This window comes from Micromonospora gifhornensis (assembly GCF_016863515.1).
In the GTDB taxonomy this organism is placed as follows: Bacteria; Actinomycetota; Actinomycetes; order Mycobacteriales; family Micromonosporaceae; genus Micromonospora; species Micromonospora gifhornensis.
In genome coordinates, this window is the sequence record NZ_BOPA01000012.1 from 35,247 (window position 1) to 61,672 (window position 26,426).

A 26,426-nucleotide genomic window follows, 5' to 3' on the forward strand; every position below is an offset into this window, starting at 1 on the left:
GGGACAGAATGGAGCAGCGAGTTCGGCGCTCCGGCTTGTGGCTCGCCTGACGGTTGGCTACCGTGTCCACGGTTGTCATCAGGTCTACGGACGGGTGACGACGCGGAACCAGCCACACTCGGACCTCGGTCCGGGTGCGGGCCGGGCCGCATCGGAACCCCGACAACGGAGGGTATGCGTGCGCCAGCGCCTGTCGTCTGAGCCCGATAGATATCGCGGCCGTCGTCGCGTACCCACCCCGCCACGCAGCCGCTACGCCGCGGTCGTCACCACCGCCTTCGTCGGCGCCGGTGTGGTGGCCCTGGGCGCGGGAGCCCTGCCGGACGCCAAGAGCGTCAACCCGTCGGTGCTGGACGAGCTCAAGCAGGCGTCGATCAGCAGCCAGGGCGCGGCGGACCGGGCCGACGCCGCCGAGCGCGCATCCCGCGACGGCCGGGGCGCCTCGGAGATCGTCGCCGACTCCGGTGTCTGGCTGCTCCCCCTGCAGGGCTACGACTTCAACTCGCCGTACGGCATGCGCTGGGGCAAGCTGCACACCGGCATCGACCTGGTCGCGCCCGAGGGCACCCCGTACGTCGCCATCCACGAGGGCAAGGTCACCAAGGCGGGCTGGTTCGGCGGCTACGGCTACGCCGTCATCGTCCAGCACGCCGACGGCAGTGAGGCCATCTACGGCCACTCCTCCGCCCTGAGCGTCCGCGAGGGCCAGCAGGTCAAGGCCGGCGACCAGCTCGGTCTGGTCGGCAACACCGGCCACTCGTACGGCTCCCACCTGCACCTGGAGGTCCATGTCAAGGGCCAGCCGCTGGACCCGGTGCCGTGGCTGCAGGAGCGCGGAGTGGACATCAAGCTGCAAGTCGAGGCAATTTACAGCGAGGTAGCCGACTCCTGACCGCCAGTGAGGCCTGACAACCGCCCGGATCGCATGATCCGGGCGGTTTTGTCTGTGCGCTCCTCAAGCAAAGTGTCCCAGCTCACAACAGCGACTGTGGCGGATGCCACAGCACCGCCTCGCAGCGGGCCCGGACAGTCGAGCACTGCGTCGGACAGAAGCGGACAGCCACCCGGCGGCGCCGCACCGGCCCGTCCACCCCCGGTACCCACCGCACGGCGGATCGACACCAGGATTTCGAGGTCACGTGCCACTTCGATCCCGTGAGGTCCGCCCGTGCAGGACGACAACTCCACCCCGTACCGGAAGATCCCCAACGCTCCGGCGCGACACCGACGTCAGGTCGGCTGGCGCGACCGCGGCCTGGTCATCGGCGCGGTCGCGCTTGTCGGTCTCGGCGGTGTCGCCGTGGCGACCCGCGACGGCCGACCCACACCGAGCCCGGTCTCGCTCGACGCGCAGGCCGAGGTCGAGGCCGCCCGGGCCGACGCCGCCGCGCGGGCCGACCGGTCGGCCCGCGACTCGGTCGCCCCCACCGCGACGAACAGCCCGACGCCGACCCCGTCGGCCAGCGCCAGCCCGACGGCCAAGCCCAGCCCGAAGGCCACCGGGTCCGCCAAGGCCACGGCGAAGGCGACCAGGAGCGCAACACCGAAGGCCAGCAAGGGCGCGACCTCGGGCTGGGTGATTCCGATGGCGGGTGCCGCCATCACCTCGTGCTACGGCCCCCGGTGGGGCACCCTGCACGCCGGCATCGACTTCGCGTTGCCGGCCGGCACTCCGGTCCGTGCCGCGTTCGGCGGCACCGTCACCAAGGCCGGTGACGTCGGCGACGGCTACGGCATCTCCGTCGTCATCGACCACGGCAACGGCTACCTCACCCACTACGCCCACCTGAGCACCGCCCGGGTGAGCGTGGGCGAGAAGGTCAGCACCGGGCAGACCATCGGCCTGGAGGGCTCCACCGGCGACTCGACCGGTCCACACCTGCACTTCGAGGTGCACCAGGGCCAGATGTGGAACCAGATCGACCCGGCGCCCTTCCTGCGAGCCCGCGGCATCAACGTGGCCTGCTGAACGGATAGAGCCTCAAGGCGCCTCCGGCGGGTCGGCGAGCGACAGGACGGGCCAGTCGGCGAGGTCGACGAGCATCTGCCGGTCATGGGTGGCAACGACCACGGCCGCCGAGGTCTCCCGCAGGGCGGCGGTCAACTCGTCGACAAGCGGTGCCGACAGGTGGTTCGTGGGCTCGTCGAGGATCAGCAGGTCCGGCCGTTCGGCGAGGCGCAGCGCGAGGTTCAACCGGCGTTGCTGCCCCTGGGACATCCGCCCCACCGGGGTCCGCAGCGCCTCCCGGTCGAGCAGGTTCGTCGCGGTCAGCGGCAGCCGGTCCCGGTCGCCGAGCCGCCCCGCGGACTGGAGTCGACCCACGTACCGGTCGTACAACTCGTGCGCGAGGACCCCCGGCGGCCAGTCCGGCACCTCCTGCCCGAGCAGCGCGACCCGGGCCTGCGGCAGGTGACGGACCTCGCCGGTGGACGGTTCGAGCTGCCCGGCCAGCACCGCGAGCAGCGTCGACTTGCCCGCCCCGTTGGGGCCGGTCACCAGCAGCCGGTCCCCGCCGTCGATGGTGAGGGTGACGGCGCGGCGCAGCCGCCCGGTCACCGTGACGGCGGTGCAGCGCAGGATCGGTGACCGCGTCCGGGTGCCGAGTTCGGGCCAGCGCAGTCGCAGCGGCGGCTGCGGCACGGTGAGCTGGTGGGCCGCCAGGTCCTCCTGCCGGCGCCGCAACGCCTGGACGACACCGGGGGCGCGGGACTGGCGCTGGTGTTTGCCGTGGCCCTTCTCCGGACGCCAACCGGTGCTCAGCCGTTGCTGTGCCTCGTTCACCGCCTCGGCCAGCCGCTGATGCTCGACCTGCTGTGCCTCGTACTCCCGTTCCCAGCGTTCGCGCTCCCGACGGCGCCCCTCCTGCCAACCGGCGTACCCGCCGGCGAACAGGCGCGGTCGGCCGTCCTCGCTCGGGTCGAGGTCCAGGAACTCCACGGCCACGTCGCGCAGCAACGCCCGGTCGTGCGTCACGACCACCACCCCACCCGGATGTTCACGCAACCGTCCGGTGAGAAACGCCAGCCCGCCGGCGTCGAGGTGGTTGGTCGGCTCGTCAAGCATCAGCAGGTCGTAGCGGGCCCCCAACAGGCAGGCCAGGCGGACCCGGTAACGCTGACCGACCGATAGCGTGGCCAGCGGGCGCTGCCGGTCGGTGCAGGCGTCCAGCCCGGCCAGTGCCACGTCGACGCGCCGCTCGGCGTCCCAGGCGTCGAGTCGGGTGGCCGCGTCGAGCGCGGCGGCGTAGGCGTCCTCCGCCCCGGCCAGCCCCTCGGTCAGCGCCGCCGTGGCGTCGTCGAGCGCCCGCAACGCGCGGCGGGACTCGCGGGTCGCGGCCGCGACGAGGGTGCCGACCGTCTCGCCGTCACGTGCCTGGAGGGCCTGCTCGGCCAGGCCGATCGTGCCCGCCTGGTCCACCGTGCCCTGATCGGGCGCGGCCACCCCGGCCAGCACGTGCAGCAGCGTCGTCTTGCCCCGGCCGTTCTCGCCGACGATGGCCAGGCGGGAACGGGCCGAAACGGTCACGCTGACATCGGACAGCACGACCCGCCCACCTCGTACCACCCGGATGCCGTCCGCCCGTACGTGCGCCCGGTGACCTGCCGGCAGCTGGCCGGCGGGATGCAACTTGCTCATGCTCATGTGTCTGCTCTTCGGCTCGTCGTGGAGCCGGGCAGCACGAAGACGCCGCCCGGCGGGAACACCAGGACGGCGGAACAGAGATCGCTCAGAAAGAGCCGGTCAACCCTGCCGCCGTCAGCGGCGGAACCAGGGCTTCATCGAGAAGGCGCACGAGTGCATGCTCCGACGATAGCGCAGCCGGGGCGGCTCTGGTGCCCGGTAATGATCGGCGACGGTCGGCGGGCTCAGAGCTTGTCGATGGGAGCGTGTCGCAGCACCAGCCAGAGCGTCTGGTCACCGAAGTCGATCTGCGCCCGGGCGCTCGGGCCGTGCCCCTCCACGGTGACCACCCGACCCAGGCCGTACCGCTGGTGGTTGACCCGGTCCCCGGCGACGACCTTCGGCCCCTGCGGCAGCTCGCTCGCGGTGGCCAGGCGGCTGCCGTCCACGCCGAGCTTGCGCGCCAACTGCACGGCCCGGGGCGTACCCCCGGCGAAGGTGCCGCGCCCGCCGGGCGTGCGCTCCGCGCGACCGCCCACGCCGCCGCCACCGCCACCCCACGAGGTGTACGACCCCTCGGTGCGCTCCCAGCGAACCAGCTCCGGCGGCAGCTCCTCGACGAACCGCGACGGCGGGTTGTAGGACGGCTGCCCCCAGGCCGACCGGGTCACCGCCCGGGAGAGGTAGAGCCGCTGCCGGGCGCGGGTGATGCCGACGTACGCCAGCCGGCGCTCCTCCTCCAGCTCCCGGGTGTCGCCGAGCGACCGCAGGTGCGGGAAGACGCCGTCCTCCAGGCCGGTCAGGAAGACCACCGGGAACTCCAGGCCCTTGGCGGTGTGCAGGGTCATCAGGGTGACCACGCCCTGGTGGTCCGGGTCGTCGGTCGGCACCTGGTCGGCGTCGGCGACCAACGCGACCTGCTCCAGGAAGCCGGCCAGGGTGGCCCGCTCCCCCTCCTCGCCTGTCGACTCGATCCGTTCGGTGTACTCGCGGGCGACGCTGACGAGTTCCTGGAGGTTGTCGACCCGCCCGGCGTCCTGCGGGTCGAGGCTCTCCTCCAGCTCGGTCAGGTATCCCGAGCGGGTCAGCACCGCCTCCAGCACCTCTTCCGGGGTGCCGTCGACGGACAACTCCCGTGCGGAGTCGAGCAACGCCACGAAGTCGGCGATGCCGTTGGCCGCCCGACTGGAGATGCCCGGCGCGTCCTTGGCCCGGCGCAACGCGGCACCGAACGAAATCCGGTCCCGGCCGGCCAACGCCTCCACGCACGCCTCGGCACGCTCGCCGATGCCCCGGCGCGGGGTGTTGAGGATGCGACGCAGGCTCACCGTGTCGTCGTCGTTGACCACGGCGCGCAGGTAGGCCAGCGCGTCCCGGACCTCCTTGCGCTCGTAGAAGCGCACCCCGCCGACGACCTTGTACGGCAGGCCGACCCGGATGAACACCTCCTCGAAGACCCGGGACTGGGCGTTGGTGCGGTAGAAGACCGCCACGTCGCCCGGTCGGGTCTCGCCGTCGTCGACCAGCCGGTCGATCTCCCGAGCCACCCAGTCCGCCTCGGCGTGCTCGGTGTCGGCGACGTACGCGACGATCGGCTCACCGGTGCCGGCGTCGCTCCACAGCCGCTTCGGCTTGCGGGAGGTGTTGCGGTCGATCACCGCGTTCGCGGCGTTCAGGATGGTCTGGGTGGAGCGGTAGTTCTGCTCCAGCAGGATGGTGCGGGCGTCGGCGAAGTCGCGCTCGAACTCCAGGATGTTGCGGATCGTCGCGCCCCGGAAGGCGTAGATCGACTGGTCCGCGTCGCCGACCACGCACAGCTCGGCCGGTTCGAGCCCTTCGGTGCCGGAGACCAGCTCCTTGATCAGGACGTACTGCGCGTGGTTGGTGTCCTGGTACTCGTCGACCAGGACGTGCCGGAACCGACGCCGGTAGGTCTCGGCGACGTGCGGATGCGACTGGAGCAGATGCACCGTTGTCATGATCAGGTCGTCGAAGTCGAGGGCGTGCGCCTCCCGCAGCCGCCGCTGATAGAGCGTGTACGCCTCGGCCAGCGCCCGCTCGTTGGGCCCGGAGGCGCGGGCGGCGAAGGTTTCCGGATCGACAAGCTCGTTCTTCAGGTTGGAGACCTGGGCGGCCAGCCCCCGAGCGGGGTAGCGCTTGGGGTCGAGATCCAGTTCACGGGTGACCATCTGCATCAGCCGGCGGGAGTCGTCGGCATCGTAGATCGAGAAGGTCGACTTCAGACCGGCGTGCTCGTGCTCGGCCCGCAGGATCCGGACGCAGGCCGAGTGGAAGGTGGAAACCCACATCAGCCGGGCGCGCGGCCCGACCAGTCTGGCCACCCGTTCCTTCATCTCACCGGCGGCCTTGTTGGTGAAGGTGATCGCGATGATCTCGCCGGGATGCACGTCCCGGGCGGCGAGCAGGTAGGCGATCCGGTGGGTCAGCACCCGGGTCTTGCCCGAGCCCGCGCCGGCGACGATCAACAGTGGCGATCCCGCGTGCGTGACCGCGTCCCGTTGCGGACCGTTGAGGCCCTCCACCAGTTGCAACGGGTCGAGACGGCCCGGCGCGGCGGCCCGGCGCGGCGGCTGCTCGGGCGCGGGCGAGGACACGGGGATGTCGAAGAGAGGATGCATCGCAGAGCGAGTCTATGCCGCCGGCCCGACACCGCCCGCCCTGGCGGTGACGCAGCGCTCCCCACGCGCCGGACCGGGCCGCTGACAGCCGCGTTGTCGCAGCGTGTGACGGCCGTTCGCTTGCGCACCGGCCGACGCGGGCGGCATACTCGACGACATGTTCGATCAGCGCTTCTACTTTTACTACGGCACCGGGAGTCCGGCTGCCGTAGGTCGCGCCTGATCAATCAGACCTACGAAAGCCCCGGGCTCACGGAGCCCGGGGCTTTTTCGTCCCGGGATCCGGGCAGCGGGCACCAGACTCTGAGAGGTACCCGAAGATGTCAGACGTGATGGAACAGAGTGGCGTCCCGGCCGGTTCCGGCATGACCTCCGACCGCACCGGGGCGGCCGGCACACCCGACTCGGCGAAGCCGGGTACCGGAACCACGGAGCCGATGGCCGCGGCCCGGATCGTCGAGATCCGGACCCGGATCGACGAGATCGACCGGACGCTCATCGAGTTGTGGCAGGAACGGGCCGAGCTGTCCCGCGAGGTGGGCGCGACCCGGATGGCCTCCGGCGGCACCCGGCTGGTGCTCTCCCGCGAGCAGGAGATCCTGGAGCGGTTCCGCAGCGCCCTCGGCGCCGACGGCACCCAACTCGCCCTGCTGCTGCTGCGCGCCGGCCGTGGACCGCTCTGACCGGCCGCCCGCTGGGCAACTTCCTCGGGACACAGGAATCCGGGACGCCGGCCGCTGGTGATGGCCGACGCCCCGGATCACTGAGGAGGCACTTACCCTTACCGCCGCTCCCGTACGGATGGTCGGGGCGACGGCGTCTGTGCGGCTACTCCGTCGCGTGCACCACGTCGCGTACCTCGGCGAAGTGGCAGGCACTCGGGTGGCCGGACTTGTCGCGAACCTCCAACAGCGGCTCCTGCTCGGCGCAGATGTCCTGAGCCTTCCAGCAGCGGGTGCGGAACCGGCAACCCGACGGCGGGTTGGCCGGCGAGGGCACGTCGCCGGTCAGCACGATCTGGTCGCGCTGCCCACGCAGCGTCGGGTCCGGCACCGGCACCGCCGACAGCAGCGCCTGGGTGTACGGATGCGTGGGCGTCTCGTAGATCTCGTCCTCGGTGCCGATCTCGACGATCTTGCCGAGGTACATCACCGCGACCCGGTCGGCGATGTGCCGGACCACCGACAGGTCGTGGGCGATGAAGATGTACGACAGACCCAGCTCGTTCTGGAGCTTCTCCAGCAGGTTGATCACCTGGGCCTGGATGGAGACGTCCAGCGCCGACACCGGCTCGTCACAGAGGATGATCTCCGGGTTGAGCGCCAGGGCCCGGGCGATGCCGATGCGCTGCCGCTGACCGCCGGAGAACTGGTGCGGATACCTGTTGATGTGCTCGGGGTTGAGACCGACCAGCTCCAGCAGCTCCTGCACCTTGCGCCGCCGCTGCCCCTTGGGCACCACGTCCGGGTGCACCTCGAACGGCTCGCCGATGATGTCACCGACGGTCATCCGGGGGTTCAGCGAGGTGTACGGGTCCTGCATCACCAGCTGGATGTTGCGCCGGCCCCGGCGCCGCTCCTCGGCACCGACCTTGGCCATGTTGCGGCCCTGCACGAACAGGTCACCGGAGGTCGGCGTCTCCAACCCGACGAGCATCCGGGCCAGGGTCGACTTGCCGCAGCCGGACTCGCCGACGACACCGAGGGTCTCCCCTCGGCGCAGTTGCAGGTTGACGCCGTCGACGGCCCGCACCGCGCCGATCTGCTTCTTGAAGACGATCCCCTGGGTCAGCGGGAAGTGCTTCACCAGGTCACGGGTCTCCAGCACGTAGTCACTCATCGCCCTTGACCTCCCTCCAGAAGTGGCAGGCCGACGTACGGCTCGGCGTCACCTGATACAGCGGCGGCCCCGGGTTCTGGCGGCAGACGTCCTGTGCGTACCGGCAGCGGGGGTTGAAGGCGCACCCCGGCGGGATGTTGGTGAGCGCCGGGGGCAGGCCCTTGATGGCGCTGAGCTCCTGGCCCTTGAGGTCCAGACGCGGGATCGACTCCAACAGACCCTTTGTGTACGGGTGGGCCGGGCTGGCGTAGATGTCGTTCACGCCGGCTTCCTCGATGACCCGACCGGCGTACATGACCGAGATCCGGTCCGCCACGTCGGCGACCACACCCATGTCGTGGGTGATCAGCACCAGGGCCATGTTCCGCTCCTGCTGGAGCTCGGCCAGCAGGGCCATGATCTGGGCCTGCACGGTCACGTCCAGCGCGGTGGTCGGCTCGTCGGCGATCAGCACCTCGGGGTCGAGCGCCAGCGCCATCGCGATCATGACGCGCTGCCGCATGCCGCCGGAGAACTGGTGCGGGTAGTCGTTCACCCGCTGCTTCGCCGCCGGGATCTTGACCAGGTCGAGCAGCTCGACGGCGCGGGCCTTGGCGTCCTGGCGGGACATGCCCCGATGCTTGCGGAACAGCTCGGCGAGCTGGAACCCGACGGTGAAGACCGGGTTCAGCGCGGAGAGCGCGTCCTGGAAGATCATCGCGATCCGGTTGGCGCGGACCTTGCGGCGCTGCGCCTCGGGCAGCTTGAGCAGGTCGACACCCCGGTAGAGGATCTCTCCACCGGTGATGAACCCGGGCGGGCTGTCCAGGATGCCCATGATCGCCTGAGCGGTCACGCTCTTGCCGCAGCCCGACTCGCCGAGGATCGCCCGGGTCTCGCCGGCCCGCACGTCGAAGCTCACCCCGTTGACCGCGTGTGCGATGCCGTTACGGGTACGGAACTCCACCTGGAGGTTCTTGACCTCCAGTGGCAGCGCGTTGGGGTCCAGGCCCGGCAGCGCGTCCAACTTGACGTTCACATCAGTGCTCATGCCTCACCGGAACTTCGGGTCGAGGGCGTCACGCAGGGCGTCACCCATGAGGATGAAGGACAGCACCGTGCCGATCAGCAGGCCGCAGGGGAAGAGCAGCAGCCACGGATCCTCCAGGAAGTAGACCTGGTGGGCCGAGATCATGATGCCCCACGACTGGGCCGGCGGCTGGAGCCCGACACCGAGGAAGGTGAGCGTGGCCTCCGCGGCGACGAACGAACCGAGCACGATGGTGGCGTACACCAGCATCGGGGCGATCGCGTTCGGCAGGACGTGCCGGAACATCAGCCGCGAGTTGCGGGCACCCACCGCCTTCGCCGCGTGCACGTAGTCCAGATCCTTCGAGGAGATCACGCTGCCCCGGATGATCCGGGCGATGGTCGGCCAGGCCAGCAGGAACAGCACCATCGTGATGGTCCAGATGTTCTGCCGCTTGATCACGGTGAGGAACACGATCGCGCCGAGCAGGAACGGCAGCGAGAAGAAGATGTCCATCACCCGGGAGATGATCGTGTCGACCCAGCCACCGTAGTAGCCGGCCAGCAGACCGAGCAGGCCGCCGACGATCACGATGGCGGAGGTCGCCATCACCGCGATCACCATCGACGGCCGGGCGCCGTAGATGGCGTGCGCGTAGTAGTCGCAACCGAGGAGGTCGAACCCGAAGGGGTGCTCCCAGCTCGGCCCGATGCGGGACCGGTCGGTGCTGCATGCACGCGGGTCCTGGCTGGTCCAGAGCTTCGGGAAGGCTGCCATCGAGCCGACCACGAGAATGTAGAGGGCAGCGATCACGAAGACCGGGTCGCGGACCAACTGCCGTCGGGCGTCCGCCCACAGGCTTGCGCTGCGCTCCTTGCCATCGCCGCCGGTCGTGGCCTCCGTCGTCGGGCCGTCACCCCCGACCGGCGCGCCACCGACGGCCGCACCCGCACTCGTCAGGTCACTCATGTCCACACCTCGTTTCGCTCCAGCCGGAGTCGGTCGGATGCCCCGCGTTCCGCATCGTCACCACGGTTCGGTCACTCATAGCGGATCCTCGGGTCGAGCACGGCGTACAGCAGGTCGACCAGCAGGTTGGCGATCAGAACGACAAGCACCAGCATGGTCACCACACCGACCACGACTGATGATTCGCCGCTCCGGGCGGAGAACGTCACCAGTCGACCGATGCCGGGAACGTTGAAGATCGTTTCGGTGACCACCGCACCCGCCATCGCCGCACCGATGTCGACGCCGAGGAAGGTGATCACCGGGATCAGCGAGTTGCGCAGCGTGTGCACGCCGATGACCCGCTTGTTCGTCAGGCCCTTGGCCTTGGCGGTCCGGACGTAGTCGGCCCGGATGTTCTCCATGATGCTGGTGCGGGTGAGCCGGGCCGTGGTGGCCAGCGACACCGCGCCGAGCACCATGCCGGGAATGATCAGGCTGGCGAACGGATAGTCGGCCTTGAAGCCGGGCGTGAAGATACCCGCAGAGATCAGATCGGGAACCCAGTCCTGGCCCCGTAGGACGTTGCCGAACTTGACCCCGACGAATTCCCGCACCACCACGCCGAGCACGAAGATCGGCACCGAGATGATGAAGACCGTGCTGATCTTGACCATGTAGTCGAGGAAGCTGCCGCCGCGCAGACCGGCCAGCACACCAGCGGCGATACCCACGACCGCCTCGAAGATGATCGCGATCACCAGCAGCTTGAGAGTGAACGGGATGGCGTCGGCCACCAGGTCCGTGACCTCACGCTGACGCAGGTTGATGCCGAAGTCGAAGCGGAAGAAGATGTTGCCCAGGCGGTCGAAGAAGAGACCCGGCTCCAAGCTGGTGCCCAGCCAGCCGTTGCCGTCCGCCGCTACGCGCCAGAGGCAGGGATCACCCTTGCGACTCAGGCATGGGTCACCGTAACCGAGCCGCTCGGTGAGCGCCTGCAACTGGGCGGGGGAGGGGGTCCGGTCGCCGAACATGGCCCGGACCGGGTTCCCGCTGAACTGGATGGCCAGCGAGGTGATGTAGTGAAGCAGGAACATGGTGCCCAGCACGGTGGGGATGAACTGGAGCAACCGTCGAATGACGTAGCGCCCCATCTCGGGGTCTCCTCTCGGCGCTGACGTGGCGGCAACGATCACCCTGGTGAGGTGACCGTTACCGCCACGTCGTATTACGGCTGGGTCAGGAGCCTGAAGCTCACTTCTACTTCAGAGAGGTCGCTGCGTAGTCCGCGTCGGAAACGGCGTTCCAGACGAACTGGTCGACGTTCTCGCTGTAGATGGCACCAACCTTGTTGAACCACATCGGGATGACCGGCAGGTCCTCACCGATCAGGTCCTCCGCCTTCTGGTAGGACGGGATCGCGGCCTGGATCGAGTCGGCCGAGTCACCCTCCTTCATCGCGGCGTCGAACGCGGGGTTGCTGTAGGTCGAGTTGTTGCTGCCCGAACCCGTGCCGTAGAGCGGGTAGAGGAAGGTCTCCATGAACGGGTAGTCCGGGCCCCAGCCGAGCCGGAATCCACCGGTGAACTTCTTCTGGTCCGCGGTCTCGAGGTACTCGGCGAACTGCAGGTTGACCTTCAGCTCGTAGTCGATACCCAGGGCGTCCTTGATCTGGTCACCGACGGCCTGCAGCCACCCCTCGTGACCGGCGCCGGCGTTGGCCCACAGGACCAGCTTCTCACCGGCCGGCCAGCCGCCAGCCTCGGCGAGCAGCTGCTTGGCCTTCTCGACGTCCTTGGTGCAGTACTTGCAGACGTCGGTGCGGGCACCCTCGAAGGTCGGGGCGACGAAGCCGGTGGCCGGGGTGAACCGGCCGTCGAAGACGGCGTCGATGATCGACTGGCGGTCGATCGACAGCGAGAGCGCCTGACGGATCCGCTTGTCCTTGAAGTTGTCCTGGTACAGCGGCATGCCGACGTAGGTGAAGCTGTCACCCGGCTGCTCGTACATGCGGTCGCCGTAGGTGGCCTTGGCCTCCTTGTAGCGGGCCGGCGGCACGGTGTACATCACGTCCAGCTCGCCGGCCTGGAAGGCGGCGTAACCGGCGTCGACGTCGGCGAAGATCTTGTACTCGATACGGTCCGGCTTGCCGGGCTCACCCTTCCAGGTGTCGCTGCGAACCACGTTGATCGCAACGTTGTGCTGCCAGCTGCCGTCCATCTTGTACGGGCCGTTACCGATCGGCTTCTCGTTGCAGGCCGCGATGTCGGCGATGCACGCCTCGGCCATCGGGAAGAAGCCCGGGTAGCCGATGGTGGTCGGGAAGCCGGAGAACGGAGCCTCCAGCTCGACGGTGAAGGTCAGGTCGTCGACCTTCTTGAGGCCGGAGAGCTCCTTGGCCTTCGGCTCCGGGGCCTTCTGCGGGCCGTCGCCGTCCGGGTCGGTGGACTGGACGTCCTTGATGCCGGCGATCCGCTTCATGAAGTAACCGTTGTTCTGGGTGTTCGGGCTGTAGGCCGCGAAGTTCCAGGAACGGATGAAGGCGTCAGCGTTGACGGGCTCGCCGTTGTCGAAGGTGTAGCCGCTCTTGATCTTGATGGTCCAGAGCTTCTGGTCGTCCGACTCGACCGACTCGGCCAGGTCCATCTCGACCGCGGAGGTCTGGGCGTTGTACTTCACCAGACCACGGAAGAGCGAACGGATCACGTACAGCGACGGCTCGTCGTCACCACCGGAGGGCGTCAGGAACGCCGGCTCCGCGTTGTAGACGCGCAACGTGCCGCCGGTCGAGCCGGCGTCGTCATTGTCGTTGTCGCTACTGCCGCCGCAGGCAGTGGCCAACATGGCGGTGGCGGTCGCCGCGACCGCCACCTTCAGGAATTTCCCGCGCATGGGAGTGCCTCCTCAGGGCGCTCGGCTCACGAGGGGGTTGTGAGGTGCCTGCCACTGTGACACCAAATGCGCCCAAGCCGGAAGGCGTGTTATCAAGCCGATACCCGCCCGGGACGGTGCCGACATCCGCCTGGAGGCGAATTCGTTTCACCCCAGATGCATGGTATGACCTGCCCGTCAACGGCTTTTCGCGCCCGAATGGGGGATTGGCAGGGGGGCGTTATTGATCTCTGTGACGGTGGGAAATCAGAACGTGAGTCCGGCCACTTGTAGCGGGAGGCTACCCGAAAGTAGGAGGCCGCAACCAGACGTCACGGCGCGCAGACGGGCCGGGTGACCGGCCCGTCGACCCCGCCGATCGGTCAGACGAGTCGCCGGTCCGCGGCCCACCGGGACAGCTCGTACCGGTTGGACATCTGGAGCTTGCGCAACACGTTCGAGACGTGCGTCTCCACCGTCTTGATCGAGATGTACAGCTCCCGGGCGATCTCCTTGTACGCGTACCCACGGGCCAGCAGCCGCAGCACCTCGCGTTCGCGGTTGGTCAGCTGGTCCAGCTCGGGATCCGCGACCGGGGCGTCCGGGCGGGCGGCGAAGGCGTCCAGCACGAAGCCGGCCAGCCGTGGACTGAACACCGCGTCCCCGTCGGCCACCCGGCGGATCGCCGCGGCCAGCTCGTCCGGGGAGATCGTCTTGGTCACGTAGCCCCGGGCACCGGCCCGGATCAGCCCGATCACGTCCTCTGCGGCGTCGGAGACGCTGAGCGCCAGGAAACGCACCTGCGGGTGGCTGCGCCGCATCGCCTCCAGCACCGCCCGACCGCCACCGTCCGGCATGTGTACGTCGAGCAGGACGACGTCGGGTTCGGTGGCGGCGATCCGGCTGACCGCCTCGGCCACCGTGCTCGCCTCGCCGACCACCTCGACGTGTGCCCCCAGCTCAGCGCGGACACCGGCCCGGAACATGGCGTGGTCGTCGACCAGAAACACCCGCAACCGCTCTGCTCCGGCGTCGTTCGGCTCCACCGGTCGCGTCGACTGCTCAGCCATCATCTGTCCCTCTCCGCAGTGGCCGAGTCCCGGGCGATCGGCAAGATCAACCGGACCTCGGTCCCCTCCCCCGGCCGGGAGCGGATCTCCGCCCGGCCGCCGTGCCGCTTCATCCGTCCGATGATCGAGCCTCGGACCCCGTGCCGGTGATCCTCCACGGTATCCGGGTCGAACCCGGCACCCCGATCCCGTACGAAGACACTGACCTGTTCGGGTTCGACCTCGGCGTACAGCGAGACGGTCTGCACCCCGGCGTGCCGAGCGGCGTTCACCAGCGCCTCGCGGGCGGCGGCGACCAGCGCGCCCACCCGTTCGTCGGTCTCCCGGTCGCCGACCACCACCGCCTCGACCGTGATCGCGAAGGTGTCCTCGACCTCGGCCGCCGCCTGCTCCAACGCCGCCGCGAAGCGTTCCGTCGGCGACGCGGTGGGCTTGTAGAGCCAGTTGCGCAACGAGCGCTCCTGGCCCCGGGCGAGCCGCTGCACCATCTTGACGTCACTAGCGTTGCGCTGGATCAACGCCAGGGTGTGCAGCACCTGGTCGTGCACCATGGCCGCCAGCTCGGCCCGCTCCTGCTCGCGGATGCGGCCCTCCCGCTCCGACCGGAGCTGGTTCCAGGTCCGCCAGAGCACCGGCGCGGCCACCACTCCCACCCCGGCCAGCCCGACCAGGGCGAAGATGACCCCGTTGACCACGGCATCGAGGTTCTGGGCCGGGGAGTACACGGCGGCGACCCCGATGATGCCGACCGCGACCAGCACCCCACCACCGACGAAGCGGAGCACGAAGGCCCGCCGGTCGCTCTCCTCGACCACCGCGCTGAGCCACGGCACCGGCATCGACTCGTTCCACTGACGCCGCCGCTCCGGCCCGGACTGGTGCCATATCACTCCGGCGCCGACCGCGATGATCGCGACCAGCCAGCCGGCCGTGCCGGCCACCCCGACCGAGTCGAAGACCAACACCTGGATCAGCAGTACGCCCAGCCCGATCGCCACGAACGGCAGCAACTGGGTGACGTCCCGACGCGGTGGCGCCGCGGTGTCACCGGGACGCAGCGGGACGACGGCCCAGAAGGCGGCGTACAGCAGCAGACCGAGACCGCTCAGGCCGAGCAGCACCATGAAGGCGACCCGGACCCGGACCACCGGAACACCGAGGTGCTCGGCGATGCCAGCGGCCACCCCGGCGGCCATGCGGTCCTTCGGGTCTCGGTAGAGACGGGGTGGCTGACTCACGGTACTGATCACGGACTCCCTGGGCAGGACCTGCGCCGGATACGCTGGGGTTGCGGCCCAGGTTGATCGTCACACGCAGGGCGAACGGTCGACCACGGGGACGCCCCGGAGATTGCGGGCCGCAGGATCTCAGGGTGGGGTCAGGGTCGCATCCTGAGGTCGTTCGGGCATCGGGCCGCGCAGGATCGAAGACATGACCGACGACGCTGCGCAGCCGAACCGACCGGAGCCGACGGACGCGGGCACGACACCGCCGACCGCGTCGCCCGGCGCGGCCGCCGCACCGGCGGGCGCGACCGGGGACGGCGCGGCAGCACCGGGCACCCCACCGATGCCCAGCGCGCAGACCGCCTCCAGCGCCCCCACAGCGCCCGCCGGGCCCGGGCCGGCAAGCGCTCCCGGGTACGACCAGACCGCACCACCCCCCGGTGGCGGCTCGCCCAGCGCCCCACCGCCTCCCGGCGGTGCCGGGGGACCCTATGGAGGTGCCGGCGGATCGTACGGAGGTGCCGGCGGACCTCACGGAGGTGCGGGGTTCACCTCGCGGTACGGGCTCGTCCGTCCTCGCGACGGTCGCTACCTGGCCGGCGTCTGCGCCGCCATCGGCCGGGCCACCAACACCGATCCGGTGCTCTGGCGGGTGCTGCTCGCGGTGCTCGGCTTCTTCGGTGGCGTCGGCATCCTGATCTACGTCATCGGCTGGTTGATCATCCCGGGAGAGGGCGACACGGCCTCGCCGGTCGAGTCGATGCTGGGCCGGGGCAGGTCCAGCATGTCCCCGGTCACCGTGATCGTGCTCAGCATCCTGGTCGCGGTGGCCTTCGGCTACATCGTCACCGACGCGTTCCGCGCGGTGCTGCTCGGCGCGGCCATCCTGGTCGGCGGGGCGTTGCTGCTCAACCGCCAGCAACACCAGCCGCAGCCCGAGCCGACGCCGATGACCACACCGCCGAGTGCACCGGTCCCGCCGGTCAGCTATCCCGCCCCCAGCGTGTACTCACCGGCGTACGCCGCCAGCACCCAGACCAGGACCCACATCCCGCCGTACGTCCCGCCCTACAGCCCGGTCCCCCCGCCCGGTACGCCCTCCACCGCAGCGCCGAGAGAACCGAACATGCCTCCCTCCCCCACGCCGCCCTGGCCGACGACGAGCACGCAGAGCGCACCGCTGGGTCCGCCGCCCCCCGCGCCGCTACCGCCGACGTACCGTCCCCCGTTCGCCCCGCACGGCCCGTACGCCGGGCGGACCATGGCACCGCCACCGCCGCAGGCGCCGCCCAAACCGCCGAAGAAGCCACGCGAGCGGTCCGCCCTGGGCGCGGTGACGTTCTCGCTGATCTTCGTCGCGCTGGGTCTGGTGGTCGTGCTCGACCTGCTGAACGTCTTCCGGATCGGCGCCTCGGCCTACTTCGCGGCGGCGCTCGCCGTGATCGGTCTCGGCCTGCTGGTGGGTACCTGGTTCGGTCGGGCCCGCTGGCTGATCGCGCTCGGCCTGGTCACCGCCGCGGCGCTCGCGGTGGCGACCGTCGCCGAGTCGTACAACCGGCTCGGTGGCATCGACGGCGCGGTCGTCTGGGCCCCGACCAACCACCGCGAACTGGCGCTGCGGTACGAGCAGAGCTTCGACGACGCGGTGCTCGACCTGCGCGCGATCGACTTCAGCCAGCTGGACACCGAGGTCACCGTCGTCATCAACTTCGGTGAAGCCACCGTGCTTGTGCCCCCGAACGTGGACGTGACGACCGTGACCCAGGTCACCGCCGGTGACGCGGACATCTTCGGTGAGCAGCGCGGCTGGGGTCGGGACAACCACCGCAGGGAGATCGTCGATCTCGGTCCGGACGGGCCGGGCGGCGGAAAGCTACGCCTGAACCTGCACGTGAACGCCGGAAAGATGGAGGTGACCCGATGAGGGCACACCGCACCGACCTGGTGTCGTTCGCCTTCGGGCTGCTCTTCGTCGCGCTCGCCGCGTGGTGGCTGCTCGCCCAGGTGGTCGGCCTCGTGCTGCCACCGGTGGGCTGGTTCCTCGCCGGCGGGCTGATCCTGATCGGTCTCCTCGGCCTCGTCGGCGCGCTGCGTTCCAGCAAGCAGGCCAACCAGCCGGAGCAGCCCGGTCCGGGCACCGAAGACTCGGGCGCGGCCGGTACCGACGGGCCCGAGGCGACGGACGCCCAGCGACACGAGGGCTCGGGTACGGGTACCGATGTGGACCGGAGCACCGATGACGACCGTACGCTCGATCTGGCCGACGACGCGGACCTGCCGCGGCGGCGAGGCCCGGCTGCCTGACCATGCGACAGCGGCGGTGGGCCGCCTATGCTGGCCGGTGTGCTCCCGCCATCGCCGGCCGGCCCACGTCGCGGGGCATCCCGCGCGGGTCAGCCGGTCCGCGCGGGCCGCTCGCGGCCGGGCCGACCTCGCCGCCGAGCGGTGATCTCGCGTCAGTCGCCTCTATCCCGTCAGGAGCCCGTTGCAGATGACCCAGTTCCCCGGCGTGCGTGCCGCCGGCCGGTCCGGCCCGGTCCGCCTCGGCGAGCGTGCCGCCCGCACCCTCGTCGCCGAGCTCGCCCGGATCAACGACCCCAAGGCCGCGCTGCTGGTCGGCGCGGCACCGGAGTCCGCGGTGATGGCCGCGGCCATCGAAGCGCTGCTGCCTGGCGACACCCTCACCGTGGTGCCGGCCGAGTCGGTCAGCCCCACGGCCCTGCGTGAGCACGTCAGCGCCCAGGGACGCTGGGTCGCCGATCGGGTCCGCGTGGTGGACAGCCTCGCCGAAGCCGAGCCGGCCGCGGTGGTCGTGGCCGGTGAGGCGCTGGCCGGCACCGCCGAGGAGGCGCGCGCGACCGTCGAGACGCTTACCAAGTACCTGGCCGACGGCGCGGTGTTGAGTGTGGCCACCGCCGTCGGCCGAACCGCCGGTGCCGCCGCAGAGTTGGAGCGCCAGGGCGCGCTGCACGGTGTCGGTGTCGACCTGGTGCTGCGAAACCCGGAGCCGGTACGCGTGTTCCGGCTCCGTTTCACCCCGACGGACGCGGCGGCGGCGGAGCGCCTCGCCCCGGCCTACCGGCCGTCGAGCGTGCCGGTGACCCGCGGCATGCACATCGACTCCAACGGCGTGGCCGCCGCCGGCATCGCCGTCGGGTTGGCCGCGCTGACCCGGCTGGCCCGGCCGAAGTCCAAGCTGTGGCTGGTGCCCGCGCTGGCCGCCGCGCCGGTGGCCGCCTTCTTCCGGGACCCCGAGCGGGATGTGCCGGAGGACCCGTCGGCGGTGGTCGCCGCTGCCGACGGCAAGGTCCTGTCGGTCCAGCGGCTGCACGACGAGCGCTTCGGCGACGGCGAGTTCCTGCGGATCGCGGTCTTCCTGTCGGTGCTCGACGTGCACGTCAACCGTTCCCCGGTGGCCGGCAAGGTGGTCGACTACTTCGTCGCCGACGGCGGCTTCGTCAACGCGATGAAGCCGGACGCGGAGCACAACGTGGCCGCGTACACGGTGCTGGACACCACGCACGGCACGGTGGTGGTGGCGCAGCGGACCGGCCTGATCGCCCGGCGGATCGTGCAGCGGGCGCCGATCGGCACCCTGCTGGCACGCGGCGAGCGGTTCGGGCTGATCCGGTTCGGCTCGCGTACCGACGTCTACCTGCCCGTCGAGGCCGCGGACCCGCTGGTCGGGCCGGGCGACAAGGTGGTCGGCGGGTCGACCGTCATCGCCCGCTGGCGCTGATCGGAAGCGAACGACAAAGGGCGCCGCGGTCGACCGCGGCGCCCTTTCGTCGGTACGGAGATCAGATGGTGCGACGCTGGTGCAGCCAGAGCAGCGGCCCGCTGATCAGGTAGCCCACCACGATCAGGCCGAAGGTGAGCCGCACGTCGATCAGCGCGCCGATCACCGGAGCGAGCCAGAGCCACGGCGGCAGCTTGACCAACCGGGCGAGCTTGGCGTACGGGAAGCTGCTGACCATGGTGAAGGCGAGCAGCGACACCCCGGCGATCTGCACCGCGCCCGGCACCGGCAGACCGATCACCACCATCAGGGCGAGCACGGCCGCCGCCATCGTGGTGGGTACGCCGCTGAAGAAGCGGCCGTCCTGGGGCGAGACGTTGAACCGGGCGAGCCGGATCGCGGCGCAGGCGGCGACGAGCGCGGCGGCCACTCCGGCGGCAGCCGTCGGCACCTCACCGGCGAGCGAGGCGTAGACCACCACGGGCGCGGCGAGGCCGAAGGAGCACATGTCGGCCAGCGAGTCCATCTGGGCGCCGAACGGGCTGGAGACGCCGAGCTTGCGGGCCAGCGCGCCGTCCAGTCCGTCGAAGGCGACACAGGCGATGAGGAGCAGGGCGGCGACCCGTACATCGCCGTTCATGGCGATGAAGATCGCGTTGATGCCGAGCACCAGGCTGGCCAGGGTGCAGGCGTTGACCAGGGCGAACTTCACCCGACGGGCGATTGTCCGCTCGCCGGGCAGCAGCGGTGCGGCGCTGACCGTGGCGTCGTCCGTCACCGGGGTTTCGACACGGGGAGCCGGCCCGATCGCCGCAGGAGCGATCGTCTCGATCCGGGTCCGGTGGAACCGCTGCAGGCCGTAGCGACGGCGGGGACGATCCGAATACCGGGGCTCGGGCAGGGCATCGGTCGCGCCGTGCAGCTCGCCATCGCGGCGGCCGACGCGGACCAGCAGGACCTGACGGGCCAGGCTGCCGCTGCGGCGCAGCGGGCCCGTCCAGCTTCGCCCTGCGGGACGCGGGCTGTCAGTCGTACGACGCCGGCGCCAGGGGGCTCTCGGCACGCTTCCTCCATCACCGGATCAGCTGGCCGCCCGTGCGGGGCGGGTGTCCGGCTGTCTCGTTGCCGGACCGTTCGGGCCCGGCAGCCCATTTTGCGGAGTACACCATCGCATAGGCGAGTGGGGATTGGCGATAGCTGCCGGCGGTACTTATATCTCCCCTAACCACGCGAACCGCACGGTTATTCCCATCTGGGGCCTCATCGCCCGTTTTCCTCCCTCGACCCTTCTCCCGACTGTACCGGAGATCGCCTTCCGGGGCCGCCGGGCGACCGGTGAGGCCCGGTCGGCCGTCCGGCTCACCCGACGGTCGCGACAGCCTCGGCGGCGATCTCCGTCAACGGAAGTTCGCGCAGCTCGGCCGGGGTGAACCAGGCCGAACGGGCGGTGGAGCCGCCAGCCATCTCGGTCACTGCCGGCTCGGTCGGGCGGTCGACCAGCACCCGGTAGACGACGCGGATGCCGTGCCAGTCGATGGGGTAGCCCTCCGGCCCGAGCGCGGCCGGATTATGCAGGTTGTCCACCCCGATGAGTTCGGTCACCCGACCCAGTTGGCCGGATTCCTCGACCAGTTCGCGTAGCAGTGCGGTGACCGGCTGCTCACCGTGGTCCGTACCGCCGCCGGGCAGATGCCACTGCCCGGCGCCCGGGTAACCGTCCGCGATCAACGCCAGGAGCACGCGCCCGGCCGGGTCGGACACCAACCCGTACGCCCCGAAGCGCTGCCGCCGAGCCGCAACCGGTGCGGCGAACGGCTCCCGCCGACGCAGCGCGCCGGAGGGCAGCGGCACGACCGGCAGGCCCAGCGCCTCGGCGGTGAACGGCAGCAGCGGCAACCCGGCCACCTCGTCCGGCGGCAGCCAGCGCGCCAGATCGGTGGTGCCGTCCCGCTCGCCGCGCAGCGTGCCACCCACGGCCGTCACGTCGAACAGCACCCGATCGGTGTGCAGGGCGACCCCCAGGTCGGGGTAGGGCGTCACATCGGCGACCACCGCCCGCAGCCCGGTCACCTCGACGGCGAGCCCGGTCTCCTCGGCGACCTCACGCAGCACCGCCCGCGCCGGATGCTCGGCATGCTCCAGGCCGCCGCCCGGCAGCGACCAGACGCCGGGAAAGTCGGCCCGGTCGGACCCCCGCACGAGCAGCACCCGCCCGTCGGGGTCCCGCAGCACGCCGTACGCCCCCACCCGCCGTACCTGCTCCACACCGACCCCCGCCTGCACGACCGTCTCCGGCCGCCCGGCCGCCGTCGATCACGAAGTTGTCGCCACCTGTCGGGGGCGTGCCCCGACAATAACTTCATGATCGCGCGGCCGGGCGCGGAGTGTGCGGTGGTCAGGTGAGGCGGGCGGCCTGGACGGCCTCGGCGGTCACCTCGGTGAGGCGGTCGGTCGGCAGGGCACCGAGTTCCTCGCGGGCGAACCAGCGGGCCTCACAGGTGGAGCCGCCGACGTCGGCGACCGTGGGCGGGGCCGGCTTGTCGACCACCACCCGGTAGAAGGCACGTACGCCGTGCCAGTCGATCGGGTAACCCTCCGGGCCCAGGGAGGCCGCGTCCCGGTGGCTGGCGACACCGAGCAGCCCGATCAGCCGCCCGGTCTGCCCGGTCTCCTCGACCAGTTCCCGGATCAACGCGGCACCCGGCTGCTCGCCGTAGTCGGTGCCGCCGCCCGGCAGATGCCAGCAGCCGGCACCCGGGTAACCGTCGGAGACCCGGGTCAGCAGCACCCGGCCGTCCGGATCGGTGACCACGGCGTACGCGGCGAAACGCTGCGCCCGGTGCAGGCCGTCGGGACCGGGTACCGCGTAGAAGGAGGGGAACTCCGGCGGCTCGTCGGGCACGATGTCGGCCGAGGAAGTGGGCAGCCCGAGGGCCCGCGCGGTGAACGAGCGCAGGGGCAGTTGCCGGGCCTCCTCGCGGGTGAACCAGCGGGCCAGGTCGGTCGGCCGGTCGACCCGGTCGGTAAGCGAGCCACCCCGGACCGAGACCTGGTAGACCAGCCGGTCGGTGTGGATGGTGATGCCGCGCTCGGGCAGCGCCCGCATGTCGGCAAGGACGTCCTGAAGGCTCGCGACGGAGACCGACAGCCCGGTCTCGGCGGCGGTCTCCCGGACGACGGTGTGCTGAGGGTCCTCACCGTGGTCGACCGCCCCACCGGGCAGAGACCACGTACCGGGGGTGCCGGAGCGCTCCGATGCGCGAACCAGCAACACTCGGTCTACCGAATCAGTACAGACTGCGTATGCCGCGATCCTGCGGAGCGGCTCCAGCATGGTGGTCACGGAGCCAAATTCTCCCCGCGACCCGTTAACGGCGCGGAAAAGAGTCGGATTCCTGACTTCCTACTTACCCCTGAGGCGCGAGTCAGGGTATTGATCCGGGCGGTCACCGAGGTCGATGCGCCCCGAGACGCGGACCGTGGAGACATGACTTCCACACCCCACGCCCCGTACAAGCAACTGCGCCGCCCGACCACCGACCGGATGGTCGCCGGGGTGGCCAGCGGCGTCGGCCGCTACCTCGGCGTCGACCCGACCCTGGTCCGGGTCGTCTTCGCGGTCGGCACCCTGCTCACCGGCGGGATCGCCGCACTGGCGTACCCGATCATGTGGTTCCTGATGCCCGCGGAGCCGGCCAGCGCGCCGGCCTGGCCGCACCCGACGGGCGTACCGCCGCAGGGCCCGGCCGGCGGTCCGCCGCACGCCGGACCGGCAGGACCCGCCCCGCACCCGGGATGGCCCTACCCCCCACCCGGCACACCGACCACGCAGTACGGGCCAGTTCCGCCCGCCGCACAGCACGGCCCGGTGCCGGCCGCCACGCAGCACGGGCCGGTGCCGCCTGTGGCGCAGCACCTGCCGACTGTCGCAGCGGCGACCGGTGCCGCGCCGGACGCGGCGCAGGAGAGCAGCGCGCCGACGGTACGGATCGCCACCGCCGAAGGCACCGCGCCGACCAGGCCCGAGGCGGCTGCTCAGCCGCCGGCCTGAGTCGGCGTCACTCCCACTCGATGGTGCCCGGCGGCTTGCTGGTCACGTCCAGGACCACCCGGTTCACCTCGGCGACCTCGTTGGTGATCCGGGTGGAGATCCGGGCGATCACGTCGTAGGGCAGGCGCGACCAGTCGGCCGTCATGGCGTCCTCGCTGGAGACCGGGCGCAGCACCACGGGGTGACCGTAGCTGCGCCCGTCGCCCTGCACGCCGACGCTGCGTACGTCGGCCAGCAGCACCACCGGGAACTGCCAGACGTCGCGGTCCAGACCGGCGGCGCTCAGCTCCTGCCGGGCGATGAAGTCGGCCCGGCGCAGCACGTCCAGGCGCTCCTGGTCGACCGCGCCGATGATCCTGATGGCCAGGCCGGGGCCGGGGAACGGGTGCCGCCAGACCATCGCCTCGGGCAGGCCGAGTTGCAGGCCGAGGGTACGGACCTCGTCCTTGAACAGCGTGCGCAGCGGCTCGACCAGGGCGAACTTCAGGTCCTCGGGCAGCCCACCGACGTTGTGGTGGCTCTTGATGTTGGCGGTGCCGGTGCCGCCACCGGACTCGACCACGTCCGGGTAGAGGGTGCCCTGCACCAGGAACTCCACGTCACCGTGCGAGGCGATCTCCCGGGCGGCGGCCTCGAAGACCCGGATGAACTCCCGGCCGATGATCTTCCGCTTCTGCTCCGGGTCGGTCACCCCGGCCAGCGCACCGAGGAACCGGTCGGCCGCGTCGACCACCTTGAGCTTGATGCCGGTGGCCGCGACGTAGTCCTTCTCCACCTGCTCGGCCTCACCGGCGCGCAGCAGACCGTGGTCGACGAAGACGCAGGTGAGCTGGTCACCGACGGCCTTGTGCACAAGCGCGGCGGCGACCGCAGAGTCCACCCCGCCGCTGAGGCCGCAGATGACCTCCTTGTCGCCGACCTGCTCGCGGATGCGGGCCACCTGCTCGTCGATGATGTTCTGAGGCGTCCAGGTGGGCTCGATCCCGGCGATCTCGTACAGGAAGCGGGTCAGCATCTCCTGCCCGTGCGCGGTGTGCCCCACCTCGGGGTGGAACTGCACACCGGCCCGCCGACCGGCCACGTCCTCGAAGGCGGCGACCGGTGCACCGGCGGACTCGGCGGTCACCGTGAAGCCCTCCGGCGCCTCGGTGACACAGTCGCCGTGGCTCATCCAGACCGGAAGGTCGGCCGGCAGGTCACGGAGCAGTACGCCCGGTTCGAGCAGGCGGGGGCGCAGCGGCGTGCCGCCGTACTCCCGGTTGCCGGTGCGCGCCACCGTGCCGCCCAGGGCCTGCGCCATCGCCTGGAAGCCGTAGCAGATGCCGAAGACCGGCACCCCCGCCGTGAACAGCCCGCCGTCCACCTGCGGGGCGTCGGGCGCGTAGACGCTGGCCGGACCGCCGGACAGGATGATCGCGGCCGGGTTCTTGGCCAGCATCTCGGCCACGGGCATGGAGTGCGGGACGATCTCGGAGTAGACCTTGGCCTCACGCACCCGGCGCGCGATCAGCTGGGCGTACTGGGCACCGAAGTCGACCACGAGGACAGGACGCGGCAGGCTCATGTGCAGCAAGCCTACCGACAGTCACCCCCTCCCCCACCCCCACCCCACCCTCCTCGCGCTCCTCCCCACCCCACACCCCATCCCCCGTCGATCTTGCACTTTCGGTCGCGAATACGCGGCTTGTGCACCCTTTGCCCCGGCAGAAAGTGCAAGATCGACGGGGGATGGGGGGCGGGGGCTAGAGGGCGGGGTGGGTTGGGGGGATGGGAGTGAGGGGGCGGTAGGGGGAGGGGTGTGGGGGGCGGGGGTCGGGGGTGTTCTTGTTGGGCCAGAGGGACATGGCGCGCTCGGCCTGGGCGGTGATGGTGAGAGAGGGGTTGACGCCCAGGTTGGCCGAGATGGCGGCGCCGTCGACGACGTGCAGGCCGGGGTGGCCGTAGACGCGGTGGTACGGGTCGATGACCCCGGTCTCGGGAGTGGCGCCGATCACCGCGCCGCCGAGGATGTGGGCGGTCATCGGGATGTCGAACGGTTCGGTGAGCGCGCCGCCGGGCGTACCGCCGATCTCCTCGGCGAGCAGTCGGGCCGCCCGGTTGCCCGCGGGGATCCAGGTCGGGTTGGGGGTGCCGTGGCCGGGGGCGGCGACCAGTCGACGACCCAGCGGCCCGCGCCGCAGCCGGGTGGTGAGCGAGTTGTCCGCCGACTGCATCACCAGGGCGATCACCGTACGCTCCGACCAGTTGCGCACCAGCAGCAGCCGGGCGGCCTGCCAGGGATGCCGGACGAGTTGACCGAGCCAGCGGCGTACCCGGTGCGGCCCGCCGTCGACAAGCAGGGACTGCAGCAGAGCCATCGCGTTCGAGCCGCGCCCGTAGCGGACCGGCTCGATATGGGTCTGCGGGTCGGGGTGGAACGAGCTGGTGATCGCCACCCCCTCGGTGTAGTCCACTCCTGCGGCCCGGGCCCGGCGACGCGGCACCGAGGCGCCGAGGATGGCCTCCGAGTTGGTCCGGGTCAGCTTCCCCAGCGTCGGCGAGATGTTGGGCAGGGCACCACGCTCACGCATCTCGTGCAGCAGCCGTTGGGTGCCCAACGCCCCGGCGGCGAAGACCACCTGATCGGCGTGGATCACCTGCGGGCGCTTGCGCAGCCAGGCGCCGGTGCGTTCGGTGTGCACGGTGTACCCGTCGCCGGACGGCCGCACGGCGGTGACCGTGGTCAGCGGATGCACCTGGGCACCGATTCGCTCAGCCAACCACAGGTAGTTCTTGACCAGGGTGTTCTTCGCGCCGTACCGGCATCCGGTCATGCAGGCGCCACAGTTGGTGCAGCCGGTACGCTCCGGCCCGGCACCGCCGAAGTACGGGTCGGCCACCCGCTCCCCCGGTCGCCCGATGTACACCCCGACCGGAGTGGCGTGGAAGGTGTCCCCCACCCCCATCCGGTCGGCCACCCGCCGCATCGCCCGGTCCGCGGCGGTGTGCAGCGGGTACGTGGTCACCCCGAGCATCCGCTTCGCCTGGGCGAAGTGCGGGGCGAGTTCGGCCCGCCAGTCGGTGATGTCCCGCCACTGGGGGTCGGTGTAGAAGGCGTCAAGCGGCTCGTACAGCGTGTTGGCGTAGACCAACGAGCCGCCGCCGACCCCCGAACCGGACAGCACCAGCACCCCGCCGCCGGCCCGCCGGTCGGCCGCCCGCAGCAGGGTGATCCGTTGCAGGCCGAAGCAGCCCAGCTTCGGCGCCCAGAGGAACCGCCGAAGCCGCCACGAGGTCTTCGGGAACTCGTCGTCGGCGAACCGTCGGCCCGCCTCCAGGACGCCGACCGAGTAACCCTTCTCGGCCAGCCGCAGGGCGGCCACGCTACCGCCGAAGCCCGACCCGATGACGACCACGTCGTACCGCATGCCTC

At 70.8% G+C, this 26,426-nt stretch carries 19 protein-coding genes and 2 pseudogenes; 7 read left to right on the forward strand and 14 right to left on the reverse strand.

What is annotated here, in order from left to right; all coding sequences use genetic code 11:
- Nucleotides 1-178: 178 nt before the first annotated feature.
- Both Vgi01_RS07410 and Vgi01_RS07415 read left to right on the forward strand, forming a co-directional pair.
- The gene (locus Vgi01_RS07410) at nt 179-892 is read left to right on the forward strand and encodes a M23 family metallopeptidase (RefSeq protein WP_013735844.1); all 714 of its coding nucleotides are present in this window, start codon (nt 179-181) and stop codon (nt 890-892) included.
- Nucleotides 893-1,168: 276 nt separating this feature from the next.
- Nucleotides 1,169-1,969, forward strand: a complete 801-nt coding sequence (locus Vgi01_RS07415; RefSeq protein ID WP_102659604.1) for a M23 family metallopeptidase — start codon at nt 1,169-1,171, stop codon at nt 1,967-1,969.
- Between the two features lie 12 nt (nt 1,970-1,981).
- Here Vgi01_RS07415 and Vgi01_RS07420 read toward each other — a convergent pair whose 3' ends face one another.
- Together Vgi01_RS07420 and pcrA are read right to left on the reverse strand one after the other, a co-directional pair.
- A complete protein-coding gene (locus Vgi01_RS07420) occupies nt 1,982-3,643 on the reverse strand; it encodes an ATP-binding cassette domain-containing protein (protein WP_233196943.1) in 1,662 nt (553 codons plus the stop codon).
- 224 nt (nt 3,644-3,867) lie between these two features.
- On the reverse strand, nt 3,868-6,261 hold the full coding sequence (gene pcrA / locus Vgi01_RS07425) for a DNA helicase PcrA (protein ID WP_102659605.1): 2,394 nt from the start codon (nt 6,259-6,261) through the stop codon (nt 3,868-3,870).
- Between the two features lie 332 nt (nt 6,262-6,593).
- Here pcrA and Vgi01_RS07430 point away from each other — a divergent pair, with 332 nt between their 5' ends.
- The gene (locus Vgi01_RS07430; RefSeq protein WP_373306897.1) at nt 6,594-6,944 is read left to right on the forward strand and encodes a chorismate mutase; all 351 of its coding nucleotides are present in this window, start codon (nt 6,594-6,596) and stop codon (nt 6,942-6,944) included.
- A 145-nt stretch (nt 6,945-7,089) separates the two neighbouring features.
- On the opposite strand, the gene Vgi01_RS07435 is transcribed toward Vgi01_RS07430, so the two are convergent.
- From Vgi01_RS07435 to Vgi01_RS07465, 7 genes are all read right to left on the reverse strand, one after another.
- Nucleotides 7,090-8,100, reverse strand: coding sequence for an ABC transporter ATP-binding protein (locus Vgi01_RS07435; protein WP_102659606.1), 1,011 nt, complete (start codon nt 8,098-8,100; stop codon nt 7,090-7,092).
- The gene (locus Vgi01_RS07440; protein WP_204290539.1) at nt 8,093-9,130 is read right to left on the reverse strand and encodes an ABC transporter ATP-binding protein; all 1,038 of its coding nucleotides are present in this window, start codon (nt 9,128-9,130) and stop codon (nt 8,093-8,095) included. Before Vgi01_RS07440 ends, Vgi01_RS07435 begins: the two co-directional genes overlap by 8 nt.
- A 3-nt stretch (nt 9,131-9,133) precedes the next feature.
- A complete protein-coding gene (locus Vgi01_RS07445) occupies nt 9,134-10,078 on the reverse strand; it encodes an ABC transporter permease (RefSeq protein WP_102659608.1) in 945 nt (314 codons plus the stop codon).
- A gap of 71 nt (nt 10,079-10,149) precedes the next feature.
- Nucleotides 10,150-11,211, reverse strand: a complete 1,062-nt coding sequence (locus Vgi01_RS07450) for an ABC transporter permease (RefSeq protein ID WP_102659609.1) — start codon at nt 11,209-11,211, stop codon at nt 10,150-10,152.
- Between the two features lie 106 nt (nt 11,212-11,317).
- Nucleotides 11,318-12,949: a peptide ABC transporter substrate-binding protein gene (locus Vgi01_RS07455; protein WP_102659610.1), complete on the reverse strand. Its 1,632-nt coding sequence runs from the start codon at nt 12,947-12,949 to the stop codon at nt 11,318-11,320.
- A gap of 362 nt (nt 12,950-13,311) precedes the next feature.
- Nucleotides 13,312-13,998, reverse strand: coding sequence for a response regulator (locus Vgi01_RS07460; RefSeq protein ID WP_204290565.1), 687 nt, complete (start codon nt 13,996-13,998; stop codon nt 13,312-13,314).
- Nucleotides 13,998-15,236 (reverse strand): PspC domain-containing protein, encoded by a 1,239-nt coding sequence (locus Vgi01_RS07465; protein ID WP_373306898.1) that lies wholly within the window; start codon nt 15,234-15,236, stop codon nt 13,998-14,000. Before Vgi01_RS07465 ends, Vgi01_RS07460 begins: the two co-directional genes overlap by 1 nt.
- 193 nt (nt 15,237-15,429) lie before the next feature.
- Between Vgi01_RS07465 and Vgi01_RS07470 the strand changes: the two genes are divergently transcribed.
- The 3 genes and pseudogenes from Vgi01_RS07470 to Vgi01_RS07480 all read left to right on the forward strand — a co-directional run bounded on the left by Vgi01_RS07470 (nt 15,430) and on the right by Vgi01_RS07480 (nt 18,963).
- Nucleotides 15,430-17,148, forward strand: coding sequence for a PspC domain-containing protein (locus Vgi01_RS07470; RefSeq protein WP_204290540.1), 1,719 nt, complete (start codon nt 15,430-15,432; stop codon nt 17,146-17,148).
- Nucleotides 17,145-17,417, forward strand: a pseudogene (locus Vgi01_RS30515) (hypothetical protein); the annotation flags it as partial. The gene Vgi01_RS07470 and the pseudogene Vgi01_RS30515, both read left to right, overlap by 4 nt.
- A 298-nt stretch (nt 17,418-17,715) precedes the next feature.
- The gene (locus Vgi01_RS07480) at nt 17,716-18,963 is read left to right on the forward strand and encodes a phosphatidylserine decarboxylase (RefSeq protein WP_204290542.1); all 1,248 of its coding nucleotides are present in this window, start codon (nt 17,716-17,718) and stop codon (nt 18,961-18,963) included.
- A 61-nt stretch (nt 18,964-19,024) separates the two neighbouring features.
- On the opposite strand, the gene Vgi01_RS07485 is transcribed toward Vgi01_RS07480, so the two are convergent.
- The 3 genes from Vgi01_RS07485 to Vgi01_RS07495 form a co-directional block, all read right to left on the reverse strand.
- A complete protein-coding gene (locus Vgi01_RS07485; RefSeq protein WP_204290566.1) occupies nt 19,025-19,951 on the reverse strand; it encodes a CDP-alcohol phosphatidyltransferase family protein in 927 nt (308 codons plus the stop codon).
- A 371-nt stretch (nt 19,952-20,322) separates the two neighbouring features.
- Nucleotides 20,323-21,246, reverse strand: a complete 924-nt coding sequence (locus tag Vgi01_RS07490) for an NUDIX hydrolase (protein WP_233196944.1) — start codon at nt 21,244-21,246, stop codon at nt 20,323-20,325.
- A gap of 112 nt (nt 21,247-21,358) precedes the next feature.
- Nucleotides 21,359-22,306: an NUDIX hydrolase gene (locus Vgi01_RS07495; RefSeq protein ID WP_043721911.1), complete on the reverse strand. Its 948-nt coding sequence runs from the start codon at nt 22,304-22,306 to the stop codon at nt 21,359-21,361.
- Nucleotides 22,307-22,450: 144 nt separating this feature from the next.
- Here Vgi01_RS07495 and Vgi01_RS07500 point away from each other — a divergent pair.
- Nucleotides 22,451-22,780 (forward strand): annotated as a pseudogene (locus Vgi01_RS07500) (PspC domain-containing protein); the annotation flags it as partial.
- A 241-nt stretch (nt 22,781-23,021) separates the two neighbouring features.
- Here Vgi01_RS07500 and guaA read toward each other — a convergent pair.
- A complete protein-coding gene (guaA, locus tag Vgi01_RS07505; RefSeq protein ID WP_204290543.1) occupies nt 23,022-24,578 on the reverse strand; it encodes a glutamine-hydrolyzing GMP synthase in 1,557 nt (518 codons plus the stop codon).
- Between the two features lie 178 nt (nt 24,579-24,756).
- Entirely contained in the window at nt 24,757-26,421 is a 1,665-nt protein-coding gene (locus Vgi01_RS07510) for an FAD-dependent oxidoreductase (protein ID WP_204290544.1), read from the reverse strand.
- Nucleotides 26,422-26,426: the final 5 nt, after the last annotated feature.